Annotated in this window: 13 protein-coding genes; all 13 read right to left on the bottom strand. The window is 54.5% G+C overall.

Translation table 11 applies throughout. The features are described 5' to 3' along the window. Nucleotides 1–184: 184 nt before the first annotated feature. Nucleotides 185–1117 carry an RluA family pseudouridine synthase gene (locus C812_RS02485; RefSeq protein ID WP_016311111.1) on the bottom strand — a complete coding sequence of 311 codons (933 nt, stop codon included), beginning with the start codon at nucleotides 1115–1117 and terminating at the stop codon, nucleotides 185–187. Continuing rightward, complete coding sequence (gene hemL / locus C812_RS02480) at nucleotides 1114–2418, bottom strand: glutamate-1-semialdehyde 2,1-aminomutase (RefSeq protein WP_016311110.1); 1305 nt, start codon at nucleotides 2416–2418, stop codon at nucleotides 1114–1116. The genes C812_RS02485 and hemL overlap by 4 nt, the downstream gene beginning before the upstream one ends. Before the next feature lie 45 nt (nucleotides 2419–2463). Continuing rightward, nucleotides 2464–3468, bottom strand: coding sequence for a porphobilinogen synthase (hemB, locus tag C812_RS02475; RefSeq protein ID WP_016311109.1), 1005 nt, complete (start codon nucleotides 3466–3468; stop codon nucleotides 2464–2466). A gap of 58 nt (nucleotides 3469–3526) precedes the next feature. Next, a complete protein-coding gene (cobA, locus tag C812_RS02470) occupies nucleotides 3527–5074 on the bottom strand; it encodes a uroporphyrinogen-III C-methyltransferase (protein ID WP_016311108.1) in 1548 nt (515 codons plus the stop codon). A gap of 6 nt (nucleotides 5075–5080) precedes the next feature. Then, entirely contained in the window at nucleotides 5081–6043 is a 963-nt protein-coding gene (hemC, locus tag C812_RS02465) for a hydroxymethylbilane synthase (protein WP_016311107.1), read from the bottom strand. A 2-nt stretch (nucleotides 6044–6045) separates the two neighbouring features. Beyond that, the gene (locus C812_RS02460) at nucleotides 6046–6684 is read right to left on the bottom strand and encodes a precorrin-2 dehydrogenase/sirohydrochlorin ferrochelatase family protein (RefSeq protein ID WP_051134893.1); all 639 of its coding nucleotides are present in this window, start codon (nucleotides 6682–6684) and stop codon (nucleotides 6046–6048) included. A gap of 184 nt (nucleotides 6685–6868) precedes the next feature. Continuing rightward, complete coding sequence (gene hemA / locus C812_RS02455) at nucleotides 6869–8314, bottom strand: glutamyl-tRNA reductase (protein ID WP_016311105.1); 1446 nt, start codon at nucleotides 8312–8314, stop codon at nucleotides 6869–6871. Between the two features lie 205 nt (nucleotides 8315–8519). Further along, a complete protein-coding gene (gene speD, locus C812_RS02450; protein ID WP_016311104.1) occupies nucleotides 8520–8918 on the bottom strand; it encodes an adenosylmethionine decarboxylase in 399 nt (132 codons plus the stop codon). Between the two features lie 318 nt (nucleotides 8919–9236). Continuing rightward, a complete protein-coding gene (locus tag C812_RS02445) occupies nucleotides 9237–9821 on the bottom strand; it encodes a hypothetical protein (RefSeq protein ID WP_016311103.1) in 585 nt (194 codons plus the stop codon). A 196-nt stretch (nucleotides 9822–10017) separates the two neighbouring features. Then, a complete protein-coding gene (gene yihA, locus C812_RS02440) occupies nucleotides 10018–10662 on the bottom strand; it encodes a ribosome biogenesis GTP-binding protein YihA/YsxC (protein ID WP_016311102.1) in 645 nt (214 codons plus the stop codon). A gap of 53 nt (nucleotides 10663–10715) precedes the next feature. Continuing rightward, the gene (gene lon, locus C812_RS02435) at nucleotides 10716–13052 is read right to left on the bottom strand and encodes an endopeptidase La (protein WP_016311101.1); all 2337 of its coding nucleotides are present in this window, start codon (nucleotides 13050–13052) and stop codon (nucleotides 10716–10718) included. A 148-nt stretch (nucleotides 13053–13200) separates the two neighbouring features. Continuing rightward, on the bottom strand, nucleotides 13201–14919 hold the full coding sequence (lonB, locus tag C812_RS02430) for an ATP-dependent protease LonB (protein ID WP_016311100.1): 1719 nt from the start codon (nucleotides 14917–14919) through the stop codon (nucleotides 13201–13203). Between the two features lie 188 nt (nucleotides 14920–15107). Further along, nucleotides 15108–16229, bottom strand: a complete 1122-nt coding sequence (gene ispG / locus C812_RS02425; RefSeq protein WP_009225149.1) for a flavodoxin-dependent (E)-4-hydroxy-3-methylbut-2-enyl-diphosphate synthase — start codon at nucleotides 16227–16229, stop codon at nucleotides 15108–15110. Nucleotides 16230–16323 lie beyond the last annotated feature (94 nt).

The raw sequence follows: 16323 nt of genomic DNA, 5'->3' as shown, positions 1-16323 counted from the left end.
TCGTTACCTCCTTTCAGCATATCCAAACCTGATTTAGAAATCGATGAATCTTGATCCAAATCATCCTCGTTTAATCTATATGCTACAAAAGAGAGTGCATGCCAGCTTTTTGCCGATTGGAGGGTACAGACCTTCTCACATTAGGTAAAAAATAAGCCAGGCTGCCATCAGACAGCCCGGCTAGTCAACGAAAGCGATCTCGCAGCTGGATCATGGCCGACGGCCAAGGATCGTCCAGCTCCACCGTTTCTCCGGTGAGCGGGTGCGGGAACACCAGTCGCTCCCCATGTAGCGCTTGATAAGGCATCCACTTCGTGCTGCCGCCATACAGCGCATCCCCTACGAGCGGATGGCCCGCCGCGCTCAAGTGAACGCGAATTTGATGCGTGCGACCGGTCTCCAGGGTCAACCGAACAAGGCTCACCTCGTGTTTGGGGTATACCTCCAGCAATTCCACATGGGTGATCGCCGGTTTGCCCGTTGGGGACACCCGGCGCCGCTGGTTATGGTGGCGATCCCGACCGATCGGCTGATCGATCACTTTAAGCGCAGGACTGACCACGCCTTGTACAAACGCGATGTACGTTCGTCCGATCTCCTTGCGGCTCATCGCTTCATCCAGCTTCAAATGGGCGTATTCGTTCTTGGCGAACAACACCGGTCCTGACGTATACTCGTCTAACCGGTGAATATGCGCCGCGGCAATCGGCTGTCCGAGACCCGCGTACCATCCCGCGACGCGGTTGGCAAGGGTGTCCGGCGGAGCAGAATTCCTGCGGGAAGCGTCCCCCTCATGGCCATCGGGATGGACTTTAAGCCCTGCCGGCTTGTGCACGACAAGGCAAAAATCATCCTCATATAAAAGCGAAACCTCTGCCTCAACCGGAGCATATTGGGAGGCCCTGGCCGGAAAAGCCAACAGCCTTAACCGATCCCCGGCAAGCTTGATGCCGCCTTCCGCCCGCAGCCGGCGCAGCAGCTTGGGAGGAGCCTGCAGCCCCTCCTCCAGCCATACCATCGCCGCATCCAGGCGGTCTTGCCCCTCACGTAGAGGCAGCTTGCCTGGCATCAGCTCGAGCCAGTCGCCGCGCCGCGTCCAGGTTAGCTTACCGCTCACAGCTTTTGCAGCGCCAAGCGATGCGCTTCGATCGTCAGCTCAATGTCCTCATCGGTATGCACGCCCGAAACGAACATCCCTTCGAACTGCGAAGGCGCTACGTTGATGCCTTGCTCAAGCAACGCCGCGAAGTAACGGCGGAACAGGTCGAGGTCGCTTGTTTTTGCCGTTTCGTAATTGATGACCTTCTCTTCGGTAAAAAACGGACAAATCATCGAACCCACGCGGTTAATCGTACACGGAATCCCTTTTTCCTTGGCATTGCGCGTAAAGCCTTCCTCCAGCTTCGCCGACAACCGTTCCAGACGGTCGTACACCTCCGGAGTAAGCAGCGACAGCGTCGTGTAACCTGCTACCATCGCCAGCGGGTTGCCGCTCAGCGTCCCGGCCTGATAAATCGGCCCGCTTGGTGCGATTTGCTCCATGATCTCGCGTTTTCCGCCGTACGCTCCCACCGGCAGACCGCCGCCGATGACCTTGCCAAGGCAAGTTAAGTCCGGCGTCACGCCAAAGCGCCCCTGTGCACAATTGAGACCTACGCGGAAGCCCGTCATGACCTCGTCAAAAATGAGCAAGCTGCCGTACTGCTCGGTAATCCGGCGCAGACCTTCCAGGAATCCCGGCAACGGCGGCACAACGCCCATGTTCCCGGCTACCGGCTCGACGATGACGCCGGCAATCTCTTCGCCAAAGCGTTCAAATGCAAGCTCCACCGAAGCCAAGTCGTTATAAGGCACCGCAATCGTGTTGGAGGCAACGCCTTCAGGCACGCCTGGACTGTCCGGCAATCCCAGCGTCGCCACGCCAGAGCCTGCTTTAATCAACAAACTGTCGGCATGGCCGTGATAGGAGCCTTCGAATTTCATGATTTTGCTGCGGCCTGTATATCCCCGTGCCAGACGAATCGCACTCATCGTTGCTTCCGTTCCCGAGTTTACCATTCGCACCACGTCAATCGACGGTACCCGTTCCGCAACCAGCTTGGCCATTTGCGTCTCCAGCAGCGTTGGCGCTCCAAAGCTCGTCCCTTTCGCAGCCGTCTCCTGCAACGCACGCACCACCTCTGGATGAGCGTGGCCCATAATCAACGGCCCCCAGGAGCCCACATAATCGATAAAGCTGTTGCCGTCGATATCGTAAATTCGGGATCCTTCCCCGCGTTCAATATACATCGGCGTCAACCCAACGGATTTAAACGCCCGCACCGGGCTGTTGACGCCGCCGGGCAAGACCTGCTTCGCTTCTTCGAAAGCCAGGCGCGATCGTTCTTCACCCCGCCGGCCAATCATGTCCTTGCTCATCGATACCCCTCCTTAACTGTTTAAACCCCGTTCTCGGTTCTAGGTTTACTGCTTCTCGCGCAGCCAACGTGCCATATCCTTGGCGAAATACGTGATGATGATATCCGCACCCGCCCGTTTCATGCCTAGCAGCATCTCAGTAACGATGGCCCGCTCGTTAATCCAGCCTTGCTGAGCCGCTGCCTTCACCATCGAATACTCTCCGCTTACGTTGTATGCGACCAGCGGAAGATCAAATTGATCCCGCAGCATCCGCAAAATATCCATAAAAGCCAAAGCCGGCTTCACCATCAGCATATCCGCGCCTTCCAGCACGTCAGATTCCGCTTCCCGCAAAGCCTCGCGGGCGTTAGCCGGGTCCATTTGATAAGTCTTCCGGTCACCGAACTGCGGCGCGGAGTCCGCCGCTTCACGAAACGGCCCGTAGAAAGAAGAAGCGTATTTAACTGAATACGACATAATCGGCACATGGCTATAGCCCGCTTCATCAAGCCCAGCACGAATCGCTTGTACAAAACCGTCCATCATATTGGACGGAGCGATAATGTCCGCACCAGCACGCGCTTGGGAAACAGCAGTCTTCACCAGCAGCTCCAGCGATTCGTCGTTCATCACGTCGCCGCAGACATGCCCGTCGCGTTCAAACGTATGTACCATCCCGCAATGGCCATGATCTGTAAATTCACATAGGCAAGTGTCCGCTACAACCAGCAAGTCCGGATACCGTGATTTGATGATCCGCGTCGCTTCCTGTACGATCCCGTCCTCCGCATAAGCCGAAGTGCCCACGCTGTCCTTCGTTTCCGGAATGCCGAACAGCAGAACTGCCGGAATACCTAAATCAACGATTTCTTTAACTTCCTCTTCCAGCGTATCCAACGAAAAATGAAACACGCCAGGCATCGAAGAAATCTCATTTTTGACGCCTTTACCATAAGTGACAAAGATCGGTTGAATCAAGTCGTCCACCGTCAGGACAGTTTCACGTACCATCCCGCGAATCGCAGCCGACTGACGCAGCCGGCGATGTCTTACGATTGGAAAATTCATATTTAATTCCCTCCTAAGTATGCAGCACAGGGTGAAGCCCCGTGTTAACCAACAAAACTCACTTCGCCGACGCCGTCCGCGTTTTCCAGTCACAGAGCGCTTGGATCAAGCTGTCGATCGTTGCTTCTTCCGCAAGTATTGATACCCGCAAGCCGGCATCCTCCGCCGTCTTTGCCGTAACCGGCCCGATGCAGGCGATGTCCACGCCTTGCAGGGCAGCGACCGGATCGGCCACCCCCATGCCGCTCAGCGCAGCCAACAGATTCGTTACCGTGGACGAGCTGGTAAAGGTGACGGCGTGGATCCGGCCTTTCTCGAGCAGCTTCAACAGCTCGTCATCCGTCTCCCCGGCTGGCACCGTCCGGTACATCACCGCCTCGGTGACGGTCAAGCCTTTCTCGCGCAAGGCAGCAGGCAACCACGCGCGAGCCAGATCGCCGCGCGGCAACAGCACGTGCTGTCCGGGCTTCAACTCGCTGCCGTACGCTTCCATCAGGCCCTCAGCCTGAAACTTGCCGGGCAAGCCCTCCGCCGCAATTCCGCGTTGGCGCAACGCCGCCTGTGTCGCTGGCCCTACGGCAGCAATTCTAGCTTTATGCAACCCTCGGACATCTTCCCCCAGTCTCTCCAGATGCGAGAAGAAATACTCCACGCCATTCACGCTCGTGAAGAACACCCAATCGTACTGCTCAAGCTGATGGAGCGCTTCGTCCGTGCCAGCCAGCTCCTCGCCTTCCGGCATCACGATGTCGATGACAGGGAACTCGTAAGGCTCGCCGCCAAGCTCCTCGATGCCGCGCACCAATTCACTGGCTTGCGAGCGCGAACGAGTGACGAGAATTCGCTTGCCGAACAACGGCAACGATTCCGCCCACATCAGCTGCTCCCGTTGAGCCACGACCTCGCCAACGACCGTGACGGCCGGCGGCTTGAAGTCGGCTTCGCGTACCTTTTGCTCAATATCCGCCAACGTCCCGACCAGCGTCTCCTGTTCGGCTCTCGTTCCCCAGCGAATCAGCGCAACTGGCGTTTCGGGCGGGCGTCCGTAATGGATCAGCTGTCTGCTGATATGACCAATATTGGCTACGCCCATCATAAACACCAGGGTGCCAGTCGCATTGGTCACCTTCTCCCAGTCAATGGACTGATCCAGCTTATCCGGGGTTTCACGCCCCGTAATGATTGACACTGAGGAAGCCATATCCCGGTGGGTGACAGGAATACCGGCATAAGCCGGCACCGAAATGGCCGCCGTAATCCCCGGCACAATTTCGTAAGGAATCCCGTGCTGCCGCAGCAGCTCCGCCTCCTCCCCAACGCGGCCGAAGATTGTCGGATCGCCGCCTTTTAAGCGAACGACGGTCTTCCCCTCTAACGCCAAATCAACTAACAGCTGGTTGATATGCTCTTGCTTCATCGTGTGACGGTCGGTTCGTTTCCCGACATAGATTTTCTCTGCTCCGGGCTTCGTTCTTCGCAGCAGGCTGGGATTGGCCAGACGATCGTAGACGATCACGTCGCCCTTCTCCAGACAATCAAGCCCTTTCAGCGTAATCAATCGCGCATCTCCAGGGCCTGCGCCAACCAGATACACCTTACCAGCCATATTCGTTCACTCCCCGGTTTCTTGTAATAATGCAGCCGCTCCCATCGAGATCAGGCGGCCGGCAAGCTGCTCTCCCAGCTCGACCGGATCTGATCCCTCGGCACTTTCTTTCAAAATCGTCGTTCCGTCTGCTGAACCAACCATCCCCGTCAACCGCAAACGCGGATGACCAGTCTCCCCGCTTGTCCCTTCCTCTGGCAACAACGTCGCATACGCTCCAATCGGCACCTGACAGCCGCCATTTAGCACGCCAAGGAATCGGCGCTCTGCAGCCACCGTCACCGCCGTGTCCGGATCGTTGTATAAGGACAAGAGACGGCGCACCTCTTCATCATCCTCGCGGCATTCGATGCCAAGCGCGCCTTGACCTACAGCTGGCAGGCAGACCTCTGCGGGAAGAAATGCCGTAATCCGATGTTCCCAGCCCATGCGAAATAATCCCGCCGCAGCCAAAATGATCGCGTCAAAACCTTCCTCCTCCAGCTTGCGCAACCGGGAATCGATATTGCCGCGAATGGGCTCCAACACGAGATCCGGGCGATAAGCGCGCAGCTGACTGGCACGGCGTAAGCTGCTCGTCCCTACCTTCGCCCCCTGCGGCAATTCGTCAAGACTCCGTCCATCTCTTGATATCAACGCATCTCTCGGATCAACACGACGCGGCACCGCACCGTTCATCAATCCGTCCGGCAACACGGAAGGCATGTCTTTCATGCTATGGACCGCCAAATCGATATCTCCATTCAGCATCGCCTGCTCAATTTCCTTCACGAACAGTCCTTTGCCGCCTACTTTGGACAATGTCACGTCCAATATCCGGTCACCCTTGGTTACGATCTTGCGGATTTCAAAATCAAAAGGCAGGTTGTGCTCCTTGCAGATCGCTTTTAAATCGTCGATAACCTGTCCCGTCTGGGTCAGCGCCAGCTGGCTTTGTCTCGTACCCACCACTATCGTTCGCTTCGTCATGCTTATTCCTCCGTCTGTTCCTCAATCCAGGCGATCATCGTTGCTTCGCTCCACGGCTCAAAGCTTCCTTCCCGGATCAAGGTCAATATATCGGTCTCGGCCAACTTCCGAAACAGACGTTTCCGTCTTACGGCATCGTCGATTCGCGCCTTAATAAAAGCCCGCGCCGAGCTTAAAAAGTCAATGTAACGCTCGTAATCCTCGCCAAATTGTTCGTCAATCTCGCGGATCAGCTCCCGTGCGGCCGTGGGTCCCGCTCCCGAGGTGGAGACGGCTACAACCAGCCTCCCGCGGCGCAAAACGCCAGGTGTAATCATGCTGCCTCGCGACCCTTCGCTCGCGTCATTCATCGGGATGCCCTCTGCGTCAGCTTCGGCGACTACAGCGGCGTTTACCTCCGGGCGATCGGTCGCAGCAAAAGCAAGAAACGCTCCGGCTAAATCCCCTTGTCGATACTCCCGTTGGATCCACTCTACCTGCGCCATCTCTTGATGGAGCCGCCGCAGGCCTTCCGTTACGGTGGGACTAATCACCACGGTTACCGCTCCGGCCTCTGCCAGCATCGTCGCCTTCCGTTCGGCAACTGGTCCGCCGCCAATCACGACACAACGACGACCGGCCAAATTTAATAGGACAGGCACATAATGAGGTATGACGCATCCCTCCTGCTTCAACTGATTATTAGCATACCTTACCCTGCCGCAATTTTCCATGTTCATCCCTTCAAAAAAAAGCCCTTCCCCCTCCGCTTCAGCGTCGAATCAGCCATGATTCGGGTGCATCCGGCAGAGGGCTCAGGGCGTTCTCGCGGTTTCACTTATCCAGTTATACAGACACCTTCGCTAGCGGCAATGAAGGTTCCGGCTCAAAGGGGGCCTGTTTTGGGGGCTCGTCTTCAAGTCCTGCCAACCCTTCAGACGCCCGGGACGCTAATCGTTCTTGGGCTTCCCGTGAGGCAGAGATCTCCTCGCCGGATCCGGAAGGGGCGTTGTCTTGTTCTTCCAAACGATCCTCCAGCGCAAAAATCTGCGTAAACAGCTCCAGCGCGTTCGTGCCTTGACTTTCGCCAGCCAGCTCCTTGATCCGATTAATCGGATCATGCAGCATTTGGTTCAAAATGCTCTTGGTGAGACGACGAATCACCTTACGTTGCCGTTCATCCAGTTCCGGCAGCTTGTTAAAGAGACTGTCCAACGTATTCTGGTGAATGTCAGAAGCCTTCTCCTGCAGCGCGCGAATGACCGGCTTCACACCCAGCGTCTGCAGCCATGTTCCGAAGGCGGCGATTTCGTCCTCGATCATCGATTCAATCTTGACCGCTTCTGCGCGGCGCATCTCCATGTTGCTCTCTACGATACCTTCGAGATCGTCGATGTCATATAGGAATACCTGATCCAACTCACCGATTGCCGGTTCGATATCCCGCGGCACAGCGATATCGATCATAAACAACGGGCGGTCCATTCGCCGCTTCATACTGCGGGCAACCTGCGCCGAAGTGATCACATACCCTTCCGCACCGGTCGAGCTGATCAGAATGTCCACCTCTTCCAACCGCTCCATCGCTTCCTGCATGGTGCACGGCACGCCATGAAACTTCGCAGCAAGCTCCTGAGCCCGGGCGAAGGTCCGGTTGGCCACCAGCACTTCTTCCGCACCCGCACCGCTCAAGTGCTTGGCCGTCAATTCACTCATCTTGCCGGCGCCAAGGATCAGCACGCGTTTGCCTTCAAAGCTGCCAAATATCCGCTTGCCCAGCTCCACGGCAGCATAGCTGATCGAAACAGCACTTTCCCCGATGGCGGTTTCGGAATGGGCACGTTTGCCCAGTGTGACCGCTTGTTTAAACAACATATTAAACCATGTTCCGGTGCATTTCTCCCTTTGCGAGAGCAAGAACGCATTTTTGACCTGGCCGAGAATTTGGGTTTCCCCTAACACCATCGAATCCAAACCACACGCAACGCGGAACAGATGGCGAATCGCTTGTTCATCTTCATATATATATAAATGGCGGGTAAATTCTTCGCGAGGAACCCCAAACCAGCGTTCCATAAAACTGCGAACGAAGGACCCGCACATGTGCAGTTGATCAACTACGGCATAGATTTCCGTACGATTGCAGGTGGCAATAATTACGCCTTCCAATACACTCTTGGTACGTAAGAGCTCCTGCAGCGCTTGCGGCATGTCCGTATCTGATAAAGAAAAGCGTTCCCTGACTTCCACAGGCGCCGTGCGATAGTTTAACCCAACTACGACGATGTGCATTGCAAGTTCACCTGCCTTGAAAGAAGTATCTATAGCATGTATCACAAACAAACTATGTTAATTATATCACAGTAGCCTTCGGCTCCCCTGGGATTTCTATGAGTTTTTTATGAATTATTTATGAATTTCATTCATTCAAAACAAATAACCATGGATGACCCATGGTTAAGTTATTTTCCCCAATTTTTAGAATATCTAACCTAGCTTAAACAAATTCAGCGCGATTCGAATCCGCTTCAGCTACTTCCAGCTCGCCTACGCCCCGAATTAGCTTCTTCGCGTACGTTTTCTCCGGATTCAAGACGGACACCAGGTAATCGATTGCCAGCTGCGGATCTACAAATTCCCCGCAGGTGTAACAATCAATCGCAGCAAACCCTCTCTCAGGATACGTGTGAATCGAGAGGTGGCTTTCCGACAACATTACAAGCACGGTGGCTCCTTGCGGTTCGAACTGTCTGGACTGAATCGACAAAATGGTGGCTCCGCAAGCTTCCGCCGCTTCAACCAAGTGAGCTTCCAACAACCCGGCGTTGTTCAGCACCTCATAGTCGATTCCCCAAGCATCAACCGCAACGTGTCTTCCGAAAGTTGAATATTCCATCTTTCGGCTCCCCCTTCCTAGGAATAAAATGTTTGAAAAAATTTCATCCGCTAGGACCTACGTCATTCACTTCTCGAGGGAAACATCTCTCGCAACATCTCCATGTCCTGAGTGAATCCTGGTTCCTATATTCTTTTCAACGAGATTAAAAATAACATCTCTTGCGGACAAATGCAACCTATTTTTTCAGCGAAAACCTGCATCCGTTCGCGGTTCATGCATAAAAAAACTACCCTTTAACAGGGTAGTTATCATTAGTACATTATGTTGTCGCCCTCACTCTGGTGACACCAGTGGTCAGGCCTTAATTATCTTGATTTAAGCCTCTAGCACAAACAGTCTGCGTGAGCATTGACGCAGCTCATTATCGATGCGTTCCACATCCGCTTCATCGGCGATAAACCGCTGGTCAAGCAGCGCATTAATATCCTTGCGGATCCGGGCGATCTCCAGCTCAATATCGTTATTCCGATATATCTGCTGCAGTTCCGCCGCTGCATCCTTGTATTCAAACACAAGCTTGTAGGAGTCCCGGGAATATTCGACGATTTTGCGAACCCGGCCTTCCTGATAATAATACATCATCATGAATCCGTTATAAATTCGGGTGACCATGCCGGAGCCTTTAAAGGCGGCGAACAACAGTCTCATCACGTTGGTTAAATGGGGTTTTTCCAAGCGGAAAGACATTTCACAGACATAGAACCCGTCAACACGTTCAAATGGAAGATGCACTTCCTCGCCGCCATCATCCTCCAATACGACCTCTTGCCCGCCGTTGTCCAGCACTTTGACTCGCTGACGCACATGGGGATCGTAGACTTTGTGAATAAACTGCGACATTTGGACTTCCGTTAAACGCATACTTGCATTGACATACTCTGTGGCTAACCGCTGAGCCATACAAATCTCCTCAATTCTTCATCGCTTTATTATAATTATACACTACGATTCCAACCGTACGCTCAGCGGCCAAAACGTGAATTCTTGCCATTTTCCAGAAAAAACGGCATTAAGCCGTTTTTAACCTGAACAATTTCGCTGCATGCTCACTTTCCTGCCGAAACTGCTCCAAATCCCTTTCGTATTCACCGAATTCTTAGCTTTTCCCATTTTCTGTATCGGATGCTTCCAAGCCCGTAGCCTCGGTTCCTTCCGTCAGCCCAGCATACCGCTCGATTTGCGCCCAAAGTTCATCTTTGCCAATCCCTTCTTCCGAAGAGAACAGAATCAGCGGATCCCCGGCCCGCAGCACCAGCGCTTCCTTGATGATTTTCAGGTGCTTCTGCCAACGCGATTTCGGCACCTTGTCAGCTTTGGTGGCCACGACGCAGACCGGAAGCTCGTACGCCTTCAGCCAGTCATACATCAGCTCGTCGTCCTTGGTCGGCGGATGGCGCAGATCGATGATCTGCAGCACCAGCTTCAGCATCTCCCGCTCCTGCAGGTATTTCTCGATCATTTTGCCCCAGACCTCGCGCTGCGACTTGGATACTTTGGCATACCCATAGCCTGGCACGTCAACAAAATAGAGCTGATCATTCACCCGGTAATAATTCAGATGTTGCGTTTTTCCGGGAGTTGAGCTGGTACGCGCTAAGTTTTTGCGGTTAATCATCCGATTGATCAGCGACGATTTGCCCACATTGGAACGCCCTGCCAGAGCGATCTCCGGCAAGGCGTCCTCAGGATATTGATTGGGGCCAACGGCGCTGATAATAAATTCAGCCTTGGTTACCTTCATCGTTCAATTCCTCTCTTGAGCGTTGACGCACCTCTGCGCCACGCTTTAACATGCTAGTGCATCCCTGGACGCTCGACGAGCGCATGCTCGAGCACTTGGTCCATATGTGACACCGGTACGAACTCCAGGTCCTCCTTCACGCTGTCCGGAATATCGCGCAGATCGCGCTCATTGTCCTTCGGCATGAGGACTTTACGGTAGCCCGCCCGATGCGCGGCAAGTGACTTCTCCTTCAAGCCGCCGATTGGCAGTACACGACCTCGCAGCGTAATTTCGCCAGTCATAGCGACGTCCTTCGAGACGTGGGTGTTCGTCAATGCTGAGATCAGCGCGGTTGCAATCGTAATGCCCGCCGACGGACCGTCCTTCGGAATCGCTCCTTCGGGAATATGGATATGAATATCGTTCTTCTCGTGAAAATCCAGCGGAATCCCCAGCTCCGCCGCCTTGGAGCGAGTATAGCTGAAGGCAGCTTGCGCCGATTCCTTCATCACGTCGCCCAGCTTACCGGTCAGCGTCAGCTTCCCAGATCCCGGTACGACGGTCACCTCGATGACGAGCGTCTCCCCGCCGACCTCGGTCCAGGCAAGTCCCGTGACGGTACCAATCTGATCTTCCAGTTCGGCCACCCCATAGCGGAATTTCGCCGGACCAAGGAAGTCCTTGAGATTGTCCGCTGTAATGATAATTTTCTCCTTGTTCTCGGACACGATCTGCTTCGCCGCTTTGCGGCATAATGCAGCCACTTGCTGTTCCAGATTCCGCACGCCGGATTCGCGGGTATATTCGCGGACCACTTGCAGCAGCACGTCTTCGCCGACCTCTAGCTGTTCCGGCTCGAGCCCGTGCTCGCGTTTTTGCTTAGGCAGCAAGTAACGGTTGGCGATCTGCAGCTTCTCCAGCTCTGTGTAACCAGGAATAAACAATGTCTCCATCCGGTCAAGCAGCGGCCGCGGAATATTATGTACCGCATTCGCAGTCGTAATGAACATCACGTTGGACAGATCAAACGGAACTTCAATAAAATGATCGGAGAATGTATTGTTTTGTTCCGGATCCAACACCTCAAGCAACGCCGCAGAAGGATCGCCGCGGAAATCCGAAGCCATCTTGTCGATCTCATCCAGCAAGAACACCGGGTTCAGCGTGCCTGCCGTTTTCATGCCTTGAATAATTCTTCCTGGCATCGCGCCGACATAGGTGCGGCGGTGTCCCCGAATCTCTGCTTCATCCCGCACGCCGCCCAGCGAAATACGGACGAATTGGCGTCCCAACGAACGGGCGATGGAGCGAGCCAGCGACGTTTTCCCGACCCCTGGCGGTCCGACCAGGCACAGGATGGGGCCTTTCAGCTTCTTGACCAGCTTCTGCACAGCCAAGTATTCCAGCACCCGTTCCTTTGGCTTATCGAGGCCGTAATGGTCCTCATTTAGCACTTGCTCCGCTTTGGCTAGGTCAAGGTCGTCTTCCGTCTTGTTGTTCCACGGCAGACTAAGCAGCCAGTCCACATAGTTGCGGATAACGCCGCCTTCTGCCGAGCTGGCTGGCATTTTCTCCAGGCGATCGATTTCCTTCTCGACCTTCTCCCGAACGTTCTCAGGCAGCCCTTTCTCTTCGAGCTGCGCCCGCAGCTCTTCCGCTTCACCGGCCCGGCCTTCCTTCTCGCCAAGTTCCTTCTGGATCGCCTTCATCTGCTCGCGCAAATAATATTCCTTCTGCGTCTTCTCCATCTGCTTCTTGACGCGTTGGTTGATTTTGCGCTCCAGTTCCAGCACTTCGCGCTCATTATTTAAGATGTCGAGCAGCTTCTCCAATCGTTTGTGGACATCGATGGTTTCCAAAATTTCTTGTTTATCCTTGATCTTCAAGGACAAATGGCTGGTGATGACGTCCGCCAAACGCCCGGCTTCTTCAATGTCTGATACAGCTGCCAGCGTCTCCGGCGTGACCTTCTTAGATAAATTGATATAATGTTCGAATTGGGTTAGTACCGTACGCATTAGTGCGTCCACTTCCGGATCCACCGTTTCTTCCTCTGGACGCTCTTCGGCGATAACCTCATAATATTCGTCATTATCCAAATATTCGATAATTTCAGCGCGTTCCATGCCTTCCACCAGCACGCGAATCGTGCCGTTAGGCAGTTTCAACATCTGGCGCACCTTTGCGACGGTGCCGATGCGAAAGATATCTTCTTGGGTTGGTTCTTCTATGTTCACTTCCGATTGAGAACAGAGGAGAATCAGATTATCTTCGACCATAGCTTTTTCCAGCGCTTTCACCGACTTCTCTCGTCCCACGTCCAAGTGCAGCACCATGCTTGGATAGACGAGCAGACCACGCAGCGGCAGCAGCGGGAATCGCCGGCCTTTGGATTTATGGGGTCCCATCGCGTATGCACCTCCAAACGTTCTCTGTTGATTTCATTGATATTTTAGCAAATGTTACATAAAAACACCAACGAGGAGCGACCGCCTCAAGCAGCCGCTCCCCGGAATGTGTACGAGCATGACGCTTAGTAAACTCTGCCGGCCCGGTTTACATCGCCCCGCCTTGTGGAGGTGACTCTGCGTGCAGAAAAGGCGCGGGAGCTGTTGCCGGAGCAAACAGGTCGCCGCCGATCGGCAGCTCCAGATTCTTCTCGGCCTCGGGTCCAAAGACGTGGCGGAACACTTCACCTAACGTCTCGACCGGGATCACCCGCAGGCCTTCCAAGCCTTCAAACAACGATTGCCAGTTGTCCTTCGGAATCAGCACCGTCGTCGCACCGGCTTGGAATGCCGCCTCCACCTTCGCCACGACGCCGCCAACCGGCTTCACCTTGCCGTGAATCCCTAGTTCGCCGGTCATGGCGATCTGATTGTTCACCGGCACCTGCTTAATTGCTGAGGCGATTGCCGTCGCGATAGCTAACCCGGCGGAAGGACCATCGATGGGGGTGCCTCCCGGGAAATTGATATGAAGGTGATAGTTCGACGGATTCAGACCGATTCGCTGCAGGACGGTCAGAACGTTTTCCACTGAACCTTTGGCCATGCTCTTGCGGCGCAGCGTTCGGCTGCCTCCGCCAATTTCCTCTTCGTCTACGACACCGGTGATGTTGTAGGTGCCTTTGCCTTTCTCGGCTGGGACCGCCGTCGCTTCAATCTCCAGCAGCGTGCCCATGTTTGCCCCGTATACTGCCAGGCCGTTGACGACGCCAACTGCAGGGTGATCCGGTACTTTGCGATCCGGACGCGGCGCCAGCTGACTGCTCGTCGCCACCCATTCCAAGTCCGAGGCCAGCAGATGATCGCGCTTCTCGGTGAGGGCCAGACCGGCAGCCAGTTGCACCATATTGACGGCTTCCCGGCCGTTCGTCGCATATTTCTTGATCACTTCAACGGCTTCAGGACATGGTTGGAAGCCAATCCGCTTCACCGCATCCTCTGCAATCTGGGCAATTTCCTCCGGTAACAGGGGCCGGAAATAAATCTCCATGCACCGCGAGCGTAAAGCTGCCGGGATCTCCTGCGGCGAGCGAGTTGTTGCACCCACCAAGCGGAAATCCGCAGGCAAGCCATTTTGGAAAATATCGTGGATATACGCCGGTGTATTGGAATCTTCAGAGTTATAATACGCGCTCTCCAAAAACACCTTGCGATCCTCTAAGACCTTCAACAGTTTATTCATTTGGATCGAATGCAATTCACCGATCTCATCAATAAACAAGATCCCGCCATGCGCCTTCGTTACGGCACCGGGCTTCGGCTGCGGAATGCCGGCAACCCCCATCGCACCCGCCCCTTGGTAAATCGGATCATGCACAGAACCAATCAGCGGGTCAGCGATGCCGCGCTCATCGAAGCGGGCGATCGTTGCATCAATTTCAACAAATTTGGCATCGGATTTAAAGGGAGATACCGGATTTTTCTTCGCTTCTTCCATCACAACGCGTGCTGCCGCCGTCTTCCCTACACCCGGCGGACCGTAAATGATTACATGCTGCGGGTTGGCGCTGCAAAGCGCCGCTTTCAGCGCACGCAAACCGTCCTTTTGCCCAACGATGTCGTTCATCGAAGCCGGACGGGTACGCTCCGCAAGCGGCTTGGTGAGCGAGACGGCCCTAAGCTTACGCAATTTCTCCATTTCTTTGCGCGATTCCCGGTCTACCGCCAGCCGGTTGCCTTTCTGACTGCGCAGTTGATTCCAGAAATAAAGCCCAATTACGACGGCAAAAAACATTTGGACCGCCATCAGGATAACATTTAGATCCATACGCGTTACGCCTCCCACTCTTATACTGATACTTGGTAGTATAGCCTTTTCGCTCCAAGGTAAAACAAGGATTTTACAAGTTGGATCTTCTCAGGGGTTGAAAGGCGCATAGGGGCTTAGGGCCGCTTACTTCGTCAACAAAAAAACCGCAGCCTGCTTCCAAGCAGACTGCGGTATGGATCTATCAATCAAGACTTCACACGGGCCCGGTGCTCCTTGCGTCCCGGAATTTCTCCGGTCGCTTCGTACACCTCCACGATATGGTCAATTTCTTTCTTTAATTCGCTTAACAGCTCGGCTTCCGGAACTTTCCGGATCATTTCCCCATAACGGAACAGTAACCCTTCCCCGCGAGCCCCGGCGATCCCGATATCAGCTTCACGCGCTTCACCCGGGCCGTTGACGGCACAGCCAAGCACGGACACCTTAATCGGCACCTTCAGGTTGGCGATATACGCCTCTACCTCGTTGGCGATGGAGAACAGGTCAATATCCAGCCGACCGCAGGTCGGACAGGAGACAAGCGTCGCTGCATTCGTAATCAATCCAAACGTCTTCAGCAGCTCGCGCGCCACCTTCACTTCCTCGACCGGATCCGCACTCAGCGAAATCCGTACCGTTGAACCGATGCCCATCGACAAGAGGGCGCCGATCCCGGCTGCGCTCTTGACCGTACCGGAGAACAAGGTTCCGGCTTCCGTAATGCCCAAATGTAATGGGTAAGGAATGACCTCGGCCGCTTTGGTGTATGCTGCAATAGCCATTGGCACGTCTGAAGCCTTCAACGACACGATAATGTCATGGAAGTCCAGATCTTCCAAGATTCCAATATGGTATAAGGCGCTCTCGACCATCGCTTCAGGCGTTGGGTAGCCGTATTTCTCCAATAGGTGGTTTTCCAGCGAACCGGCGTTCACGCCAATCCGAATCGGTATGCCGCGTTCCTTGCATGCTTTGACCACGGCTTCAACCTTTTCCCGGCGACCGATATTTCCCGGATTAATCCGGACCTTATCGATGCCGTTCTCGATCGCCAGCAGCGCCAGCTTGTAGTTAAAGTGAATGTCAGCGACCAGCGGGATATGAATCCGTTTCTTGATCTCCTTGATCGCCGCAGCCGCTTCCTCGTTATTCACCGTCACGCGTACCAGTTGGCAACCCGCTTCCTCCAACCGGAGTATCTCGGCCACCGTTGCCTCGACATCTGCCGTTTTTGTCGTACACATGCTTTGGATGATGACTTCGTTACTGCCGCCGATCGTCAGATTTCCGACTTTAACCGGCCGCGTATCTTGTCTCAAGAATGTCATGTCTGGTCTCTCCCATAACGATCAAAGCTCCACCCCCGCAGGCGCGTCCCAAATAGAGGGCACGACAACGCAAAGGTGGAGAACCTTGACCTTT

The organism is Paenibacillus barengoltzii G22 (genome assembly GCF_000403375.2).
In the GTDB taxonomy this organism is placed as follows: Bacteria; Bacillota; Bacilli; order Paenibacillales; family Paenibacillaceae; genus Fontibacillus; species Fontibacillus barengoltzii.
This window is presented reverse-complemented; position numbering and strand designations above follow the sequence as displayed.

What these genes read in the sequence shown, in the direction of transcription:
- hemL (WP_016311110.1), bottom strand. Translation starts at nt 2,418, where the DNA reads ATGAGCAAGGACATGATTGGCCGGCGGGGTGAAGAACGATCGCGCCTG.
- hemB (WP_016311109.1), bottom strand. Translation starts at nt 3,468, where the DNA reads ATGAATTTTCCAATCGTAAGACATCGCCGGCTGCGTCAGTCGGCTGCG.
- cobA (WP_016311108.1), bottom strand. Translation starts at nt 5,074, where the DNA reads ATGGCTGGTAAGGTGTATCTGGTTGGCGCAGGCCCTGGAGATGCGCGA.
- hemC (WP_016311107.1), bottom strand. Translation starts at nt 6,043, where the DNA reads ATGACGAAGCGAACGATAGTGGTGGGTACGAGACAAAGCCAGCTGGCG.
- hemA (WP_016311105.1), bottom strand. Translation starts at nt 8,314, where the DNA reads ATGCACATCGTCGTAGTTGGGTTAAACTATCGCACGGCGCCTGTGGAA.
- speD (WP_016311104.1), bottom strand. Translation starts at nt 8,918, where the DNA reads ATGGAATATTCAACTTTCGGAAGACACGTTGCGGTTGATGCTTGGGGA.
- C812_RS02445 (WP_016311103.1), bottom strand. Translation starts at nt 9,821, where the DNA reads ATGGCTCAGCGGTTAGCCACAGAGTATGTCAATGCAAGTATGCGTTTA.
- yihA (WP_016311102.1), bottom strand. Translation starts at nt 10,662, where the DNA reads ATGAAGGTAACCAAGGCTGAATTTATTATCAGCGCCGTTGGCCCCAAT.
- lon (WP_016311101.1), bottom strand. Translation starts at nt 13,052, where the DNA reads ATGGGACCCCATAAATCCAAAGGCCGGCGATTCCCGCTGCTGCCGCTG.
- lonB (WP_016311100.1), bottom strand. Translation starts at nt 14,919, where the DNA reads ATGGATCTAAATGTTATCCTGATGGCGGTCCAAATGTTTTTTGCCGTC.
- ispG (WP_009225149.1), bottom strand. Translation starts at nt 16,229, where the DNA reads ATGACATTCTTGAGACAAGATACGCGGCCGGTTAAAGTCGGAAATCTG.